Origin of the sequence: Siminovitchia fortis (assembly GCF_003605365.2) — a bacterium.
GTDB lineage: Bacteria > Bacillota > Bacilli > Bacillales > Bacillaceae_C > Siminovitchia > Siminovitchia fortis.
The window spans coordinates 31,146-49,389 of sequence record NZ_QYTU02000023.1 but is presented as its reverse complement, the minus strand read 5'-3'; the positions used below and the strand labels follow the sequence as shown (position 1 = coordinate 49,389).

Below are 18,244 nucleotides of genomic sequence, written 5' to 3'. Positions count from 1 at the left end.
TTTTAGGCGGCAGTTGCTGTTGCCGTGAATTAAATGGTGACGATGTTCTTTGTGTATCCTAATAAGTCGAACATACCGGACAGTAAACCAGTATTTACTGGAGCAGGTGCTTAAAAGCTGAATATTTGTTGACATCATCTCCATGTCCTTCTCTTTCAATAGGGAATTGACGGAAAGACCATCTTTATCAGGGACGAAATCTATTATTCCTAATTTATCCAAATATTGAAAGCTCAATTTCTCATCGAGAGAAATTGAGCTTTACTTGGTTTAGTATACAACTTGTTGCCACTCAATAGCCCGCCTTTATGATCTTTTAAAACAGATGTTTTTTTATTAACGCGCCCAGAACACCCGTGACTTCAATCATGGGATGAATGGGTGTTTGTTAGGCAAACAAGTGTTCCTTTGATATCATTTTGCGCGATTTCCTGAACAAAACGACCCGCCACATTGTCAGGCACTACCTGGACAATGGAATCGGTAAAATTGTTGTCGGGTTGGAAACACAAAAGCAGCATGGGCAGGCGTTCATTCTTGCTCTTATGGTCAGTCTTTAGAACAAGAAAAAAGTGAAGCAATATTGTGCTCCACTTATAAGTTCTTTTTTGAACCTCATTTACTTATGGTACGGTTCCCCCCTCAATATCCTAAACGCCCGATACACCTGCTCCACCAGGATCAATCTCATCAACTGGTGCGGAAATGTCATCTTCGAAAAAGACAAAGCTTCATCCGCCCGTCTCATTACTTCTTCGCTCAATCCTAGTGACCCGCCGATAACAAAGACAACGCTGTTTTTCCCGGATGCTGACAGGCGGCCCAGGTGTTCCGAAAATTGTTCGCTGCTTGCCTGCTTTCCTTCAATGGCCAAAGCGATGACGTGAGCATCGGGATGGATCTTATCGAGGATGCGGCCTCCCTCTTTTTGCTTGATTTGCTTCATTTGGGTTTGGCTTAGGTTTTCTGGGGCTTTTTCGTCGGGGAGTTCAAGAATGTTGATTTTTGTGTAGGCGGAGAGGCGTTTGAGGTACTCATCAATGCCCTGTTTCATATGTTTTTCTTTTATCTTTCCGACTGATATGATGGTGATGTTCATGATGTCCGATTCCTTCCTTATAGATTACACACAGGTTGCAAACACATAACAAACATTTTATCCACAGCACTTATCCACATATCCACATTATTCATCCACATTTTGTGTGGGAATATTAGTTCCCCACAATATATTCTGCCGCGTTTTTGCAAAATTTACAGGATGTGGGTAACTCGCTCTCTGTTTCCAGTTTCTCCAAAACAGGTGCTGTTTCGTGTTCGTCCACCACGATATCCAACGCCAATTCGACGTGCTCTTTGCAGCAATAGATCATACTTTGCCCCCTTTTCACAAGTTCCTGATTTTTATTTCACGGTTCTCGGCTTTCATTGCACGGGCCTTACCATCAATTGCATGAGTTCAGCCTTTCATTGCACGATTCCCGCCAATATTTTGAAAGAATGCCAGCAGGCACACAACTTATCCACATCTATTTTACCACATTAAATAGAAAAGCGGGAAAGCCTCCCAAGCCTTCCCGCTCCCTACTATAATCTTGTATCGTCCGTCAGTTTGACGTCTGCATCTTGTTTTTTGCCGCCCCTGTAGTATGTGACTTTCATGTTGTCGCCGACCTTCTTCTTGCTGTACAAGTATTTGCGAAGACTTACGACATCTTCAACTTTTTCCCCGTCCAGCGCAACGATGACATCAAGCTCTTTCAATCCGGCTTTCGCTGCCGGTGAATTTGGCATCACCTTCTCAATCATGATCCCATATGTTACGTCTTTTGGAAGCTTTAAGGTCTGTTCTTGGTGGTAGGCCGAGATTTCAGCGACATCCCGCAGCGTGACACCCATCGCCGGACGTTTCACTTCGCCGAATTTTTCCAAGTCTTCGATGATCGGTATGACATAATTGATTGGTATGGAAAAACCGATGCCTTCAACGGCGCTTTGGGCAATTTTCATTGAGTTGATGCCGACAACCTGGCCGGCAATATTGACCAACGCCCCGCCGCTGTTTCCAGGGTTGATGGCCGCATCGGTTTGAATGACTTCCGCATTCCAATCGGGAATGCCGTCTTTATTGATATCGACAGGAACAGTTCGATTCACACCGGAAACGATCCCCTGAGTCACAGAGCCAGCAAATTCCAGGCCAAGAGGATTTCCGATTGCCAGGACAGGCTCTCCGATATGTAATGCATCAGAGTCTCCAAACTCATTCACAAAACCTTCTCCAATATCTTTGGAGCTGATCTCCACGACAGCCAGGTCTGTCCATACATCACTTCCCTGCAGATTACCCGGAACTTTTTTTCCATCGGACAGCGTCACTTCCAACTGCGTGGCATCTTCCACCACATGGTGGTTTGTTACGATATAAGCCTTATCCCCTTGCTTTTTATAAATAACGCCGGAACCGACTCCTACCGCCTGCTGGCTTTCCTCGCCTGTCGCCCAGAAATTGGCTGTTTGGATATTCGTTATGCCCACAACGCCTTTTCCGGCCTTCTCTACAGCTTTCGTGACATCTGTCGTCACATCCAGTGAAACCTGTTCTTTCGTTGTCTTTCCTTCATTTTGCTCGATTGCCGGACTGTTCGGATTTTCGTTGTTGTTTCCCCCAAAAACTGATGGAGCCAGTATGGCAATAATCAATGCCCCGATCAGCCCGCCGATCAATCCCGTAAAAAAGCCTCCCCTTCCGCCTCGGTTTTTGAAACGGTTCGGACTGTGATCATCGTATAATCCCACTGCTCACCATTCCTTTCATTAGCATCCATGAAGATAAGTTTCCCTTCTATATGAATAATTATAATCCGTCTGCCCGAAAAGCACATAAAAAAGCCTTCCTGTTCAAGAAAATGTTAAGAAAAGCGCAAGCGCCTTGCCCATCGACGTACAGACTGGAGTGCCTCCGACGAGATAAAGGATAAGGAAGTGCGAGAGTGCCTGCTTATCGGCGACAAGCATAAGACGAGCGCTGAAGAAGGCGTAGTTTGCCTTCAGCAGCGATTGGCTTATGACCTCGAGCCGATGGCGCTCGCAGCCGGACAACACGGCGAGGAACGAGCCGATGTTGACTTATCGTAGGAAAGCTACTACTTGAGATGGCCTCGTGTGATGCTTCCTCGAGTTGGCGTCGTGCAGCTTTGCTATGATGTTCGCCAAACATCCTCGAATAAGCTACGCCGCAGGAGCACACCAGGTGCGAAGTCTGCTAGTCGATAGGCGCTGGAGCTAGACAACAAATAGCTTTGTTCAAAATTTTAAAGCTAAAACATCTTATACTTTCTCTCTGTAAAAAAAGAAATGAAAACAAGCGGACGTTTAACCGTTTATCTTCATTTCTTTATTCCTTATTGGCGAAAAATTAAACCATTTTATACAGCGGACAACTCCGTCGGTATGTATGGATCTGTATCAAAAAGATCGAACTGGGCGCCAATTTCTATTCCTCTTGCGGCGAGCGTCTGCGTCACGCTCATTCTTGCCAGATCTTTCATATTATTATCCCTGCTTAAGTGGGCAAGATAAATCCGCTTTGTCCGGTCACCGACGACCTCGCTCATAGCAAGCGCTGCATCTTCATTGGAAACATGGCCGACATCGCTCAAAATTCTCCTTTTGACATTCCAGGGATATCTTCCCATCCTCAGCATCTCCGTGTCATGATTGCTTTCAAAAATATAAACATCGGCGCCTGCAATCAGACCTTTCATCCGGTCGCTGACATATCCCGTGTCCGTGATCAGGACAAGCTTCTTTTCTCCGGATCTGAAAATGTAAAACATCGGTTCGGCCGCATCATGCGACACGCCGAACGATTCAATATCGAGACAGCCGAAGGATTTCACCGTCTCCATGCCAAACGTGAATTTTTGATCCACTGCAATTTCCCCGACAAGGCCGTCCATTGCTTTCCACGTCCGTTCATTGGCATAAATAGGCAGTTTGAATTTTCTTGCCATGACACCGAGGCCCTTGATATGATCGCTGTGTTCATGGGTGATGAAAATCCCGTCCAGATTGGCAGGATCGCGGTCAATCTGTTTCATCAGCTCCCCGATTTTTTTGCAGCTCAACCCGGCATCCACCAGAAAGGAATGGTCCTTTGTCTCTATATAAAAAGCGTTTCCCGAGCTTCCGCTTGCCAGTACGCTAAATTGCATCGACATTCAGTTCACCTCAAATAACGTTTTCTGGTTTCCCGTGTTTTCCTGGATAACCTGTCCTTCAAATGCATTAACAAGCACCGATTCTTTCTCGCCTTCATGTTCAACCACCAAGTGCCAGGTTGGTGTCAGTACCTGGGAGGCCTCCATATTGACAACCGTATAATACCCCAGTTCAGCTTTGTCGATCTTGCTGTCCGGCTTCAGAAGCCTATTCCGGAAAATGACTTCCACCGCCCGGATAGCCGGCAATATTTCTTCCATTTCACTGATCGGCTCGATCTTTTCAAGCATCGTCTGTTCATATGAATAGATTTCTTTATCTTTCTTCACATAAAAGATGAGGTGTGCGCTTCTATTTTTAAATAGGAATTTGTCTTGATGTTTTTGGTAAAAGGTAATGGTTCCCGCTTCCTCGTCATAGTTGCCGAAACCGTATTGGTCTCCATATAGAACATTATTTTTTACATACTGCTCCAACTCTTGAATATTGAGCTTGTCCGGCAATTTGACGGGATGCGCCAGTTCAGAATATATGATGGACCCGTCCACGACGGTCACTGACTGGTCTTTTTTCAGTTTCTCGACCTCTTTATCACTGAAAACTTTCGTATTGGCACTCATATATTGGTCCTTTATCGGATCTTTCGGAATGCCGCTGTAATCAATGCCGGCGTTGTTCAGGTTTTCCTCCAAAGAGACATCGGCCTTTTCTTCGAGCTTGTTATCTTTTTGCTTATTCATCAATTGAGTCAGGAGGAAAATGTCGAGGATCAAGAATGCGATAATGAAAATGGACTTCAGCCTACCCCAATCCACGTAAATTCCCCCTAACATCCTTCGCTTCAAATCTTTCCCAGGTGCCATCGTATAAATAATACCAGGAAGGGTCCAGAATAATCACTTTCGAATTTTCCGGGTTCTTGTATATTCTGTAGCCGAGAATCAGCTCCTGGAGCTTATTGATGTCGATACTCGGATCCGCCAGCAATGTATCCATCACTTCTTCCCCTGAGGACATATTGACCTTTTCGGGATCAGGCAGCGGAATATCAAGGCTGAAGTATGGCCTGCGGTATTGGTAAATCTCTTCCTTGCCCCAATACAGTTTGATTTCAGACATTCCTTCAACATTAAAAACCGGGTATCCTTTCAGAAACAGCTGGAAAGTCGCCTTCTGGGTGGCTGGATCAACGCTGAAGTATTTATAGTTATCCGTCCAGCCGGCATGCTCGTTAATAAAATCGATGCTTCTCTTAAGGAGATCCGTATCAGCCTGGCCGGCCGCCGGGTCGATTGCCTGGCTCGGATTGACATAAAAGATTGTGCTGGTCGATTTATCCACATTCATCTCGCTTGTACTATCTCTGAATTTTTCAGTAGCGGAATCCTCGCTCGTTTTTCTTACCAAGGAGGGATCCTTGAACAATGCCCTTGTAAACTTATTCGGATCAATATAATCGGCGTAATAATTATATCTGTACATGACCGTCTCTTTCGCCGGAAGATACTTTACTCTGCCATCCGGCAGCTCATACCGTTCGAATTCAGGAAACTGGCTTTCCTGTTTTTTCAAGCGTGTAAAAAGGGCTTGTATATAGTCATGATTGACGTGGCTTTCATAGACTTTTCCTTCTTTGCTTGCGATGAAATAGGCAGTCCCGTCTTCTTTGGACTCGTCCTCCCAATAAATGACCAAGCGGTCAAATGATCCAGCCGGCAGGCGTTCTGACTCAAATTTGAGAATACCTTTATACAGATCGAAAGGGACGAGATCAGGAAAAATGAGTTCCAGCGACTTTTCCCTTTGGGATAGAGCCATGATTTGATCCTGCGAATAAACTCTTTCATTGCCGAGATCGTAAAAATTCCAGCTGCTCAGTTCCTGCAGCGTCTCTCCGACTTTCTTTTCATCCACAATGCCAAAGTGGCCGCTGTCCGTATGAAGCAGGAGTTTGACCGGCCTGATGACATCCGCAATATCTTTCGGATCAGATATGGAGACTTCATGGACATGTTTTTCATCGTTAAATTCATATTTTGGATGAAAAGTCCATAGATTCCATGTTAAAACGCCGCTGGTGATGACAAGAAAAACAAGCAGCACTGATTTAATTGTTTCATATCTCACGACCAATCATCCTCTTGTTCCGGATCGTAAGGGAGCGTAAAGAGTATTGTCGTCCCTTTGCCTTCCACGCTCCTCGCCCAAATATCTCCGCCATGAGCACCGATCATTTCTTTTGCAATCGCAAGTCCGAGCCCTGTTCCTCCGAGGCGCCTCGTCCGGGCCTTGTCCACCCTGTAGAAACGTTCAAATACTTTTTCCAGGTTTTCTTTCGGGATACCGAGGCCTTGGTCACTGATGCTGATTTCAATCTGGTCATCGAGCATTTTCAGCCTGAATGTCACCCGGCCGCCTTCCGGAGAATATTTGAGCGCATTTGAAATGATATTGTCTATTACTTGCGTCAGCTTATCCTCATCAACCTTGATGAATACAGCCTTGTCAGGCAGCTCCCGTTTGAAGGTGATGTGCCGCTCTTTCGTCATTTCAAATCGGTCAATGATATGATTGAAAAATGATACAAAATCAACCCACGTCCTGTTGATTTCATAGTCTTTGCTGTCCATTTTTGACAATTTCAAAAGATCATTCACAAGGCGGATCATCCGCTCCGTTTCATTTTGTGTTACATCTAAGAAACGCGGTGCCAGCTCTTTATCATGGATTGCTCCATCAGCAAGCGCCTCAAGATAGCTGCGCATCGTAGTCAGCGGTGTTCTCAATTCGTGCGAAACATTCGCCACAAACTCCCTGCGCTCCGCTTCAATTTTTTCCTCTTCCGTAACATCATGCAAAACGACAATCAGCCCGTTTACGAAACCTGTGTCCCTTTGGATGACGGAAAAATTGGCACGTAAAATAAACGGAGAATCATCCGTGCCGTAGTCAAGGATAATCGGTTCCTGCTGATCGAGAAGGTCTTCAAAGCTGTATTGGTCATCCAAGAGAAGCAGCTCTGTCACCGGCTGTGAAATCATTGTTTCACGTGAAACATTCAGCATCTGGGAAGCCTGCTCGTTGATTAAAATGACCCGCCCTTTCCGGTCCGTCGCGATGACGCCGTCTGTCATATTGGAAAGGACCGATGAAAGTTTCCGGCGTTCCCCTTCAGTCATGGCCTGCGCTTCCTGCAGTTTCCGGGTCAAGTAGTTGAATGAAAGGGCGAGCTGGCCGATTTCATCATCTCCATAGACACGGACTTTCCGTGAAAAGTTTCCTTTTGCCATGGCCACTGCCTGCCGCTTCATATCAGAGATCGGCCTTGTAATCGTCCTGGCCACAAGGATGCCGAGTACTGCGGTGATCGCCATAGCGACCAACGTGGCAGATATGAAAATCTGGTTGATCTCTTCCAGCTGGTCAAAAACTGTTTCTATTTTGGCGACAAGGTAGATGGCCCCAGCCACTTCCCCGCCGATTTTAATAGGCGTCGCCAAAATCCAGACACGGTTCTTGGACTGTGTATCTATAAAAATTTTATCTTCTTTTTTTCCGCCGGCCAAAATCCTTTTTACCATGACATCGGTTGTTTTCTGGCCGACAATGCTCTGATTGTTCCGTTCGGAGGTTCCGATGATCAAGCTTCTGTTATTAATGACACGGACTTCTGAAATATCCTGGGCTGAAAAGTCCGCAAGAAGTTTGCCGACTTCCTCTTCAAGCGGCGGAACGCTTTCGTCCGTCCGGTCCTTCATCATTTCCTCGACAAGGCTGTATTCCAGCAAAGACAGCCTTCCTTCGATAGATTGCTGGAAGTTCCGGATCAGTTGGTCTTCAAGTTTATTTATAAAGTAAACGCCGATGATTTGCATGGCGATCAGAATAAGCAATAAATAGATTGTTACAAACTTTACATGTATCGATCGAAAAAAACCTACTTTTTCCATATGGGACTACTCCTGTTCAGGTACGCGTAAATAGTAGCCTACTCCTCTTCTTGTAACAATCCATGTAGGATGGCTTGGATTATCTTCTATTTTTTCCCTGAGGCGCCTTACCGTAACATCCACTGTCCTGACATCCCCAAAGTAATCGTAGCCCCATACCGTTTGCAGCAAATGTTCACGGGTCATTACTTGCCCGCTATGTTTTGCCAGATAATGGAGAAGCTCAAATTCCCGGTGTGTCAATTCGATGGTTTCTCCATTCTTGGACACAACATAGGCATTTGGATGAATAGTCAGCGAACCGATGGTGATTTCATCGTTCTCTTCTTCCGTCAGCTGATCGGCAATTTGTGCATGGCGGCGCAGATTCGCCTTCACCCTCGCAATCAATTCCCTTGTGCTGAAAGGCTTTGTCACATAATCGTCCGCGCCAAGCTCAAGTCCAAGGACTTTGTCGATCTCGGAATCTTTGGCAGTCAGCATAATGATCGGCATTTCATATTTCTTGCGGATTTCCCTGCAAACTTCCATCCCGTCACGGTTTGGAAGCATGATATCAAGCAAAACCATATCAGGCTGCATTTCTTCAACGAGTTCAAGCGCCTCTTCGCCATCATAGGCACATTGTACCGTAAATCCCTCTTTCTTTAAGTTGAACTGCAGGATGTCTGCAATCGGCTTCTCGTCGTCAACCACTAAAATCTTCTTTTCCACAGCCCCATCTCCTCCCATCTCCATGTAATGATCATATATGTCAAACGAAGTTTATTTCTCTCTCTTAATCTCACTATTTTATCATAAAAAAAGAGACCGGTCCAAACGAGGTTTAAGCCTGCAAAGACCAATCTTTTCCTAAAAAATAATGTTATTTTTATAGTAAAAAAAGCACTGCGAGAGGCGATGTCGTCGCAATGCTTTTTGATGGTTAATGTAATAAATCATATATTATCACAGGGTTTTTGAGTGTGCAACAGGCTTCGACACATTTTTTGTGAAATTAAACCTGTTTTTTCATATTGTCACACAATGTTTACAAATTGAACGGTTGTCTTGTCTATTTAAAAACATTCTATGCAGGGCTTTATTGTTTATGATAATATTCCTGCCATTTATGATTGCCTTCATGATAAATTTCCCGCCATACTTTATTGCCGCCTTCGTAAGCCTCTCTCCACACATCATTTCCGGTCTCATATCCGTATCTCCAAATTTTTTTCTGGCGGTCATAAAGTAAGTTCCAAACTTTTCTAGTAATATCGTATTCCTCCTGGATCCCTTCTTTTGAAAGGGCGGCATGGAGGGCTTCAGCATGTTTGAATTCCTTTTCAGATTTTTTCATGACGGACTGGCCCAAGCCTTCTGCTTTCTTCAAAAGATCCTGCTGCTTAGCATCCACTTCTTTAAGACTTTCTAGTTGCCACTTTTCCCATGCGTCCATCAGGCGCTGGTACTCTTCCTGCCAATATTTCTCCACGTCCTGTTTTGAATTGGCAAGCGTGAACTCGCCGTTTCCGGCTTTGGCCACTTCTTTTAAAAGCTGCTGGGCTTCGTTGTCCACCTGAAAGCCGATAATGTTGATGATCGGTTCAATTCCTTCCGCTGCCAGTTGTTTGGCTTCTTTTACCGGATCTCCCCCGCATGTTTCAATGCCGTCACTTACCACATACACAATGGCGGAACCGGCATCTTCCGGAATATCCTTTTTGGTCTCGGCAATCGCTTTTCCAATCGGTGTCCAGCCTGCCGGATTCACTCGATCCAGCGCGGACTTCACCTTGCCTGCATCGTTTGCTCCATTATAAAGCATTTCGGTTGAAGCACAGGAACGTTCTTTATCCGCATCACTCCCGGTTCCTTCATGGCCGTACACACGAAGCGACACCGTGCTTTCCTTCGGCAGGACATCTATGAAACTCATAATGGCGCTTTTGGCCTCTTCCATTCTTGTTCCGCCTTTATTTTGAGCGTTCATGCTGCCGCTCGCATCCAATAAAATGGCGTAATGGACACCGTTCACGACTGGTTCGTCGATTTCTTCATCGGGGCGGCTGCCTGTAGATTCAATCGTTGGATCAAATTTGATCAATTCCTGAACTTCTTCGTGATAATCTTCAGCAACCAACTTTACAATCGCTTCCGCGTATTGGTCATCCGTTAAATTATCCGGAAGCTCCTTGAGCTTTTCAATGGCTGCCTGTTCGTCATATTGGTCACCGCTGAACTCACCCGGTTTCCTCATGAGGTCCTTCTCGTCTTCTGTCATCTCTCTTGGCAAATCCGCCGGTTCATAAACTTCCGGTTCTTTTTCCCACCAGGCGTCTTTTTCTTCAGCTTCTTTGGCAGTCTTGCCTTCAACAGATTGATCAGGTTCCGGCTCCTTTTTCGTCTTCTCCGCCTTGCCGCAGCCGCCGACAATAACCCCCGCAGCCAAAATCACAAAGAGTAATCTTTTCACCGTCTTCTTCCTTTCCATTGGAGTCTTAAGCATATTCTAACTTTGAATTTTCGAAAGAAATAGCGAAACTGAAAGGAATCATCCTTTTTTACCATAAATAAACTTGTGCGGGCTAGGATAAAAGTCAATGTTTATGGGACTTAATAGGTGTTATGGGGTGGCGGATGGAATCATTGGGATTTGTCCCTATTGTTTGTGGGTTCTGTCGTTAATTGCACGGGTTTGGGCGATAATTGCACGAACTGGGCCTTTAATTGCACAAAACACTTATTTGAACAGCGTCCGCCCAAAAAAAAAAAGACATAGGTCTAAAAAAACCTATGCCATACTAATTTTTTTCTACGAGTGCCTCCGCTTTTCTATTGTCCAGCTCCGGCGCCTAGCCCCTCGAGGTCATAAGACGATTCCCTGTGGCGGCTGAAAAGCTGCCTCCTCGGGAATCGTCTTATGCTTGTCGGGGCTGAACAAGGCGCCTCCGCTTTTCTATTGTCCAGCTCCGGCCGCCATCGGCTCGAGGTCGCTTCGGAAAAACCATGAAGGCAAAGAACGCCTTCACTGGTTTTTCCTCCAGCGCTTGTCGCCGATGAGCAGGCGGCCTCCGCTTTTCTATCTCCACACACTCTTCACGATATTGGTCTGTGAACGGTCCGGCCCAACTGAGAAGATGGAAAGTGGTACGCCTGTTAGCTGGGATACACGCTCCAGGTAATGGCGTGCATTTGCAGGCAGTTCATCCAATGTTTTGCAGCCTGTGATGTCTTCGTTCCAGCCGGGAAGTTCCTCATATACTGGTTTGCATTCTTTTAAGATATTCAAGTTGGCCGGATATTCTTTGATCAATGTTCCATTATAGTCATAGGCCGTACAGATTTTCAGTGTTTCAATTCCTGTCAGAACGTCAATGGAATTCAGTGAAAGATCCGTCAGTCCGCTGACTCTGCGGGCATGGCGGACAACGACGCTGTCAAACCAGCCGACGCGACGCGGACGCCCTGTCGTTGTACCGTATTCACGGCCGACTTCGCGGATTTGATCTCCAACTTCATCTTTCAATTCCGTTGGAAACGGGCCATCCCCTACACGGGATGTATATGCCTTACATACACCGACAACATGGTCGATTTTCGTTGGTCCGACACCGGATCCGATTGTGACTCCTCCCGCAACCGGATTGGATGATGTAACGAATGGATAGGTTCCCTGGTCGATATCAAGCATAACGCCCTGTGCACCTTCAAATAAGACGCGTTTGCCTTCATCGAGCGCATCATTCAGGACAACGGATGTATCACACACGTAGTCTTTGAACTGCTGTCCATATTCATAATACTCATCCAAGATATCTTCTAATTTGAAGCCTTCTGTTTCGTAAAAACGTTCCAATAGGCGGTTTTTCTCTTCGAGATTGCGTGTCAATTTTTCTTCAAAAACCTCGCGGTCCAAAAGATCGGCAATCCGAATTCCGATACGGGCGGCTTTATCCATATATGCGGGACCGATCCCTTTTTTGGTTGTACCGATTTTGTTTGCGCCTTTGCGATCCTCTTCCACCTCATCAATTTTCAAGTGATAAGGCAGAATGACATGAGCTCTGTTGCTGATTCGCAAATTGTCCGTGGAAATAGAATGGCCGTGCAAATACTCAAGCTCTTGAACAAGCGCTTTCGGATCAACGACCATCCCGTTTCCAATCACACTGATTTTATCATTATAAAAAATCCCTGACGGAATTAAATGCAGCTTATATGTAACATTGTTAAATTGAATTGTATGGCCGGCATTGTTGCCCCCCTGATAACGGGCAATCACTTCTGCGTTTTCGGATAAGAAGTCTGTAATCTTTCCTTTTCCTTCGTCTCCCCATTGTGTACCGACAACTACTACTGATGACATGCAAAAAGCACCTCCGACGGTTCGTTTCGAACCCTGATATGGAACATATACATTTTAGCAGTGCGATTCCCACACGACAAGCGAAAAACGAACATTGTTGGCGATTAAAACATTATTTGTTCGTTTTTACAAATGTTTCTTTGTTCCAATCATATTATAACCTATTATTTGGTTCGATTAACAGAATTCTATGTACCCAATTTCTTTTTCACTTTTGACCGGAAAGAAGGATCCGTCAATATTTTCAGCTGAAAACTGTTCAACTTTCTTGTCAGCTGCATTTGCTCAATCATACCCAGGTCATTGGCGAAAAAAGCGAACTCCGTCCGATTTCCCTTCTTATCTTCGGCATACATTGCATTCGTTAATACAAAAGCTGTCGAACCCCCAACGTTTTTTGAAGCTGCCTGATCTTTGATCAACTCCAGGACAAATTCCGGGTCATCCTCTTTGAATTCTTTTTTGATAAACCAGATTCCTACACCAATGAATAGTACTACGAGTAGCAGTACACCGGCAATGATCCAAAAAACCTTCTTCACTGTCACTCTCCTCCTGCTATATGATATGACCATAATCTCCCAAGGTTTCAAATCAAAAAAAAGACACCCCAAAAGAGATGCCTAAAACTATGCTCCAGGCGGAGCATCCGCTTCGTCAAACCTTCGTTCCAGGTTGACGAATTTATTGTATTCTTTTACAAAAGCCAGCTGTACGGTTCCTGTCGGGCCGTTCCGCTGTTTTGCGATAATGATTTCGATGATATTTTTATTTTCCGTTTCCTTGTCATAATAATCGTCACGGTACAGGAACGCAACGATATCGGCATCCTGCTCAATGGAGCCGGATTCCCGGATATCGGACATCATCGGCCGTTTATCCTGCCTCTGCTCGACTCCCCGGGAAAGCTGCGACAAAGCGATGACCGGAACTTCCAATTCACGCGCAAGCGCCTTGAGTGAACGGGAGATTTCCGATACTTCCTGCTGCCGGTTCTCTTTTGAGCGGCCGCTCCCTTGAATCAACTGCAAGTAGTCGATCAAGACCATCCCCAATCCGCTTTCCTGCTTCAGCCTCCGGCATTTTGACCGGATTTCGCTGACCCGGATTCCCGGTGTATCATCAATGTAAATGCCTGAATTGGATAAGCTTCCCATCGCCATCGTCAGTTTTCGCCAGTCTTCATCTGTAAGGGAGCCTGTTCTCAAATTTTGGGCATCAATATTCCCTTCAGAACAGAGCATCCTCATGACAAGCTGCTCCGCCCCCATTTCCAGGCTGAAAATCGCCACATTTTCATCCGTTTTCGTCGCTACATTTTGGGCGATATTCAGGGCAAAAGCCGTCTTACCGACAGAAGGCCGGGCCGCGACGATAATCAGATCATTACGCTGGAACCCGGCAGTCATCCGGTCCAATTCCGAGAATCCTGTCGGGATCCCCGTCACTTCCCCTTTCCGGTTATGAAGCAATTCAATATTGTCATATGTACGGACAAGGATATCTTTAATATTTTGAAAGGCTCCTGAATTCTTGCGCTGGGCCACTTCCATGATGCTTTTTTCAGCTTCATCAAGCAGGGCTTCCACTTCATCTTCCCGCGTATAACCTTCTGTCGCAATATCCGTAGCAGTTCGGATCAGACGCCGCAGCAAAGCCTTTTCTTCTACGATTCTGGCATAATAGCCGACATTGGCTGCTGTCGGGACAGATACGGAAAGCTCACTCAAATAGGAGATTCCGCCCACATCCTCCAGCAGTTTGGAGGCGGCCAGTTGTTCCGTAACGGTAACCAAATCAACGGCATGTCCTGTTTCATTTAAATGGAGCATGACTTCAAATATTTTCTGATGGGCACTGCGGTAAAAATCTTCCGGAAGCAAGATCTCCGATGCCAATACAATAGCCGCAGGATCAAGAAAAATCGCACCGATCACCGCCTGCTCAGCTTCAATATTTTGTGGCGGTGTACGGTCAACCATCAACTCATTCAATGTACAGGTCACCTCCCCTTAATCTAAACCTTTTTCGTATCCATAAAAAATGTGACCGGCAAAAAACCAGATCACATTTTTATCATTTATTCTATTTTATCACGAATCGTTCAATAGCAATATATTATTTTTGCTCCACGACATGGACATTGAGGGTTGCTGTCACTTCATGATGAAGTTTGACCGGCACTTTTGTCACGCCAAGCGTCCGGATCGGCTGGTCCATTTCAATTTTCCTGCGGTCCACTTTGATATCATGTTTCTTTTTCAGCTCATCTGCCACCTGCTTGTTTGTGATAGAGCCGAATAGCCGTCCGCCTTCTCCCGATTTTGCCTTGATCTCAACTGTAAGCTTCTCTATTTTCTCTTTCAGGTCTTTAGCATCCTGGAGGGCTTCCTCTTCCAGTCTCTGCTCTTTCTTTTGCTGGTTTTTGAGATTGGCCAAATTCCCGGGCGTTGCCTCAACTGCCAGCCCTTGTTTAAACAGGAAGTTTTGGGCATAACCGACGGCAACATCCTTCACTTCCCCTTTTTTGCCTCTCCCTTTTACATCTTTTAAAAAAATGACTTTCATGATGATTGACCTCCTTCAAAGTATTCATCCAGCACCTGTCTCAGTTGCAGCTCCGCTTCTACTACCGTGATTCCCGGAAGCTGTGCCGCTGCGTTCGTCAAATGGCCCCCACCGCCGAGCATTTCCATGATAATCTGCACATTCACTTCTCCAAGGGAGCGCGCACTGATACCCACAACATCTTCTGCCCGCTTGGAGATGACAAACGACGCAGCTACACCATCCATTGTTAATAGAGTGTCGGCCGCCTGTGCAATCATGACGGGACTGTAGACCACATCTTCCTCGCCTGTGGCGATCGTTACACCGTTCTTGTAAAATTCCATTGTTTCAATCAGTTTTGCCCTTTTAATATAAGACCCGACGTTTTCCTTCATGAAGCTTTGAACAAGAATCGTATCCGCACCCCGGGCCCGCAAATAGGAAGCCGCGTCAAATGTCCGGGACCCTGTCCTTAATGTGAAGCTTTTCGTATCTACAATAATACCTGATAAAAGGGCCGTCGCTTCCAGCATGTGCAGTTTTTTGCCCTTCGGCTGGTATTCGAGCAGTTCCGTCACAAGCTCGGCTGTGGACGATGCGTATGGCTCCATATAAACAAGGAGCGGCTTGTTGATAAAATCTTCGCTTCTTCGGTGATGGTCAATGACTACGACTCGGTCGGTCTTGCCGAGCAGCTTTTCTTCAATGACCAGAGAAGGTTTATGTGTGTCCACAACAACAAGCAGCGTCTTCTCCGTTGCGATTTCCAATGCATCTTCCGGAGATATGAGCCTGGAATATAGCTCCGGCTCTTCTTTCAATTTGTCTACAAGCCTTTTGACGCTTGAATCAATATCATTGAAGTCTATGACAATATAGCCTTCCTTTTCATTCATCTCTGCCGCTTTTCTGATTCCTATAGCAGACCCGATTGCATCAAGATCAGGGAATTTATGCCCCATAACGATGACCTTGTCGCTTCCCAGGATCAAATCTTTCAATGCATGCGAGATGACACGGGCGCGGACACGGGTTCTTTTCTCCATTGGATTCGTTTTCCCGCCGTAAAATTTTAGTTTTCCATTCGGCAGTTTCATTGCGACCTGGTCTCCTCCACGTCCCAAGGCCAAATCAAGGCTTGATTGGGAGAGTGCCCCGAGCTCAGGGAAATCCGAAACGCCAAGCCCTACACCGATGCTTAAAGTAATCGGCACATGCTGCTTCGCTGTCGTTTCCCTTACGACATCCAGTATAGAGAACTTATCTTTCTCCAGCTCACGCAAAGTTTTTTCATTAAATAAAATGATAAACCGATCGGAAGATGTTCTTTTTAAAAAAATGCCGTGTTCCAATGCCCATTCATTCAACAAAGCGGTGACTGTACTATTCAGTTCACTTTTCGCCTGGTCATTCATTCCCTGTGTCGCATCATCATAGTTGTCGATCATGATTGTAGCGATAACCTGCCGTTCATCCTGGTATCGCTTCATGATTTCCATTTCTTCGGTTACATCGAAAAAATATAGAAGGCGTTCTTCATTTTTCAATAAAACACGGTATTTTCGTTCATTCAATGTAATAATTTCAGATTCTTTTTCCTGCTGAATGGGAGGAATGAGCGATTCCGCTATCTCATAGAGTGAACGGCCGACAAGGGAAGTTTCATCCAGCCGTGATGCCATATAAGCATTGGTCCATTCAATGATATAATCATCGTTGATCAGCATCACCCCGATCGGCATCTCCAGCAATGCTTCTTCCCCCACTTTTTTCACCCGGTGAGAAAGTGTAGAAATATACTTTTCGATTTCGCTTATCCTATCCTTTTGGGATTTTAAAAATAAACCAAAGAATATTACGAGCAAGAGAGCTCCTATCGCGCCTGCCCACCAGTATTGGAAACTGATGATTACAAGAAGAACGGCGCTTAAAGCCACAATCCCGATGATAGGAGGAAAGCTCTTCTTTCTATTTATATATGGCGGCATCCTTTCAGCTCCCTTTACTCCATAATTGTTTTTTCCGGCATTATTTTTTTGCCAGTCGCTGTCTTAAATCGAAACCTAAATCAATTATACCCAATAACCTGACAAGAGAGAAAAACAAAGGCAATAAAAGAGTCATAACCGTTGCAGCAATCGGTATGGCTTTCGACCAATTTTTCACATGGCTGTAATAGAAAATAAAGGCCAGCCCCTGGATCAGCAGCAGGATCTGCAAGATATAGGCGGCATTGATAATGGCCATATGCAAAAACGTTCCCTCTTCGGGTTTAAGAAAAAGGGACCCGATCAAGGTAATTAAATAATACCATAAGATGCTTTGCGGTAATTTAGCCGTCCTGAAAGGAGGGAATTTCGGCACGTCAACCCCAAACTTCCTGATGATCGGAAAGTTGACCGCCATAGCTAAAAAGACGGATAAAAATGCACTGCCCAGCAATAAGCTTGGAGCCAGTGTTTTCATCAACCGGATCATTTCTTGAAGCTGCTGCGCCATGTTTGGATCAGGAGTCTGTCCAAATGTTCTCATTAAGTCAGCATACTGCTCGGCTGATGCTGATAAAATTTTGGCCGTTTCATTTAGAAAGTTGAACTCAAATAACTGGACTGCTATCACATAAAATAGTACAAGATTCCCCAAAAATACAAGGCTCGAAGCCATATAGGCAACCATTTTACTTTTTCCAGTCCGAATGCAATACCCCATCATTGTACCTGTTGTACCATATAAAACAGCAAACAGAGCCCCCAGTACAGCGCCTGCAATTATAGCCATAAAAATAGCACCCACAACTAAAACAATGCTGTTTTTCAAAGGATATTTGGAGCTGTACAAAAGAAAAGGCAGTATCAAAAAAAGCTGAGTAACGAGCGTTGCCACCGGAACATAGACAGAAAGGAGCAAAAGCACCGTAAAAACAGCAAGCAGCAACGCTCCTTCTGTCAACATGCGGGTATTTTTCACATTGTCACCTCATTAAGTATGTACCAGTCTATTTTAACAAAAAAAAACCGATAAGTCCCAAGATACACGGGAGGCAGTTTATAAGGGAAAAAGGCAAGGTATATATTTGCAATAAAGAAAAGCGCAAGCACCTTGATTAGCGCGGGCAAACAAGACGATTCCCGAGGAGGCAGTTCGTAAGCGAACAGGGAAGCGGCTTGATCCT

The 18,244-nt window shown here is 45.3% G+C and carries 16 protein-coding genes; 1 reads left to right on the top strand and 15 read right to left on the bottom strand.

The genetic code is table 11. The features are described from left to right. Nucleotides 1–619: 619 nt before the first annotated feature. The 3 genes from rlmH to D4N35_RS11185 form a co-directional block, all read right to left on the bottom strand. The gene (gene rlmH, locus D4N35_RS11195; RefSeq protein WP_120073572.1) at nucleotides 620–1,099 is read right to left on the bottom strand and encodes a 23S rRNA (pseudouridine(1915)-N(3))-methyltransferase RlmH; all 480 of its coding nucleotides are present in this window, start codon (nucleotides 1,097–1,099) and stop codon (nucleotides 620–622) included. Between the two features lie 115 nt (nucleotides 1,100–1,214). Continuing rightward, complete coding sequence (locus D4N35_RS11190; RefSeq protein ID WP_120073570.1) at nucleotides 1,215–1,373, bottom strand: CxxH/CxxC protein; 159 nt, start codon at nucleotides 1,371–1,373, stop codon at nucleotides 1,215–1,217. A gap of 214 nt (nucleotides 1,374–1,587) precedes the next feature. Continuing rightward, nucleotides 1,588–2,799 carry a S1C family serine protease gene (locus D4N35_RS11185; RefSeq protein WP_120073568.1) on the bottom strand — a complete coding sequence of 404 codons (1,212 nt, stop codon included), beginning with the start codon at nucleotides 2,797–2,799 and terminating at the stop codon, nucleotides 1,588–1,590. Nucleotides 2,800–2,985: 186 nt separating this feature from the next. On the opposite strand from D4N35_RS11185, the gene D4N35_RS18115 reads away from it, so the two are divergent. Further along, on the top strand, nucleotides 2,986–3,138 hold the full coding sequence (locus D4N35_RS18115) for a hypothetical protein (protein WP_164876254.1): 153 nt from the start codon (nucleotides 2,986–2,988) through the stop codon (nucleotides 3,136–3,138). A gap of 290 nt (nucleotides 3,139–3,428) precedes the next feature. Here D4N35_RS18115 and D4N35_RS11180 read toward each other — a convergent pair whose 3' ends face one another. The 12 genes from D4N35_RS11180 to D4N35_RS11125 form a co-directional block, all read right to left on the bottom strand. Then, complete coding sequence (locus tag D4N35_RS11180) at nucleotides 3,429–4,223, bottom strand: MBL fold metallo-hydrolase (protein ID WP_120073566.1); 795 nt, start codon at nucleotides 4,221–4,223, stop codon at nucleotides 3,429–3,431. Next, the gene (locus tag D4N35_RS11175) at nucleotides 4,224–5,039 is read right to left on the bottom strand and encodes a two-component system regulatory protein YycI (protein WP_164876348.1); all 816 of its coding nucleotides are present in this window, start codon (nucleotides 5,037–5,039) and stop codon (nucleotides 4,224–4,226) included. Beyond that, on the bottom strand, nucleotides 5,026–6,351 hold the full coding sequence (locus D4N35_RS11170) for a YycH family regulatory protein (RefSeq protein WP_164876347.1): 1,326 nt from the start codon (nucleotides 6,349–6,351) through the stop codon (nucleotides 5,026–5,028). The genes D4N35_RS11175 and D4N35_RS11170 overlap by 14 nt, the downstream gene beginning before the upstream one ends. After that, nucleotides 6,348–8,174 carry a cell wall metabolism sensor histidine kinase WalK gene (gene walK / locus D4N35_RS11165; RefSeq protein ID WP_120073559.1) on the bottom strand — a complete coding sequence of 609 codons (1,827 nt, stop codon included), beginning with the start codon at nucleotides 8,172–8,174 and terminating at the stop codon, nucleotides 6,348–6,350. The genes D4N35_RS11170 and walK overlap by 4 nt, the downstream gene beginning before the upstream one ends. A gap of 6 nt (nucleotides 8,175–8,180) precedes the next feature. Then, the gene (gene yycF, locus D4N35_RS11160) at nucleotides 8,181–8,906 is read right to left on the bottom strand and encodes a response regulator YycF (RefSeq protein ID WP_120073602.1); all 726 of its coding nucleotides are present in this window, start codon (nucleotides 8,904–8,906) and stop codon (nucleotides 8,181–8,183) included. 349 nt (nucleotides 8,907–9,255) lie between these two features. Further along, a complete protein-coding gene (locus D4N35_RS11155) occupies nucleotides 9,256–10,629 on the bottom strand; it encodes a vWA domain-containing protein (protein WP_164876345.1) in 1,374 nt (457 codons plus the stop codon). Nucleotides 10,630–11,235: 606 nt separating this feature from the next. Continuing rightward, nucleotides 11,236–12,522: an adenylosuccinate synthase gene (locus D4N35_RS11150; RefSeq protein ID WP_120073555.1), complete on the bottom strand. Its 1,287-nt coding sequence runs from the start codon at nucleotides 12,520–12,522 to the stop codon at nucleotides 11,236–11,238. A 188-nt stretch (nucleotides 12,523–12,710) separates the two neighbouring features. Further along, the gene (locus D4N35_RS11145) at nucleotides 12,711–13,064 is read right to left on the bottom strand and encodes a hypothetical protein (protein ID WP_120073553.1); all 354 of its coding nucleotides are present in this window, start codon (nucleotides 13,062–13,064) and stop codon (nucleotides 12,711–12,713) included. Nucleotides 13,065–13,151: 87 nt separating this feature from the next. Further along, a complete protein-coding gene (gene dnaB, locus D4N35_RS11140; RefSeq protein ID WP_390615258.1) occupies nucleotides 13,152–14,504 on the bottom strand; it encodes a replicative DNA helicase in 1,353 nt (450 codons plus the stop codon). Between the two features lie 136 nt (nucleotides 14,505–14,640). Then, entirely contained in the window at nucleotides 14,641–15,090 is a 450-nt protein-coding gene (rplI, locus tag D4N35_RS11135; RefSeq protein ID WP_120073548.1) for a 50S ribosomal protein L9, read from the bottom strand. Beyond that, nucleotides 15,087–17,060, bottom strand: coding sequence for a DHH family phosphoesterase (locus D4N35_RS11130; RefSeq protein WP_120073545.1), 1,974 nt, complete (start codon nucleotides 17,058–17,060; stop codon nucleotides 15,087–15,089). Before D4N35_RS11130 ends, rplI begins: the two co-directional genes overlap by 4 nt. Before the next feature lie 40 nt (nucleotides 17,061–17,100). Further along, the gene (locus D4N35_RS11125) at nucleotides 17,101–18,039 is read right to left on the bottom strand and encodes a YybS family protein (protein WP_120073543.1); all 939 of its coding nucleotides are present in this window, start codon (nucleotides 18,037–18,039) and stop codon (nucleotides 17,101–17,103) included. Nucleotides 18,040–18,244: the final 205 nt, after the last annotated feature.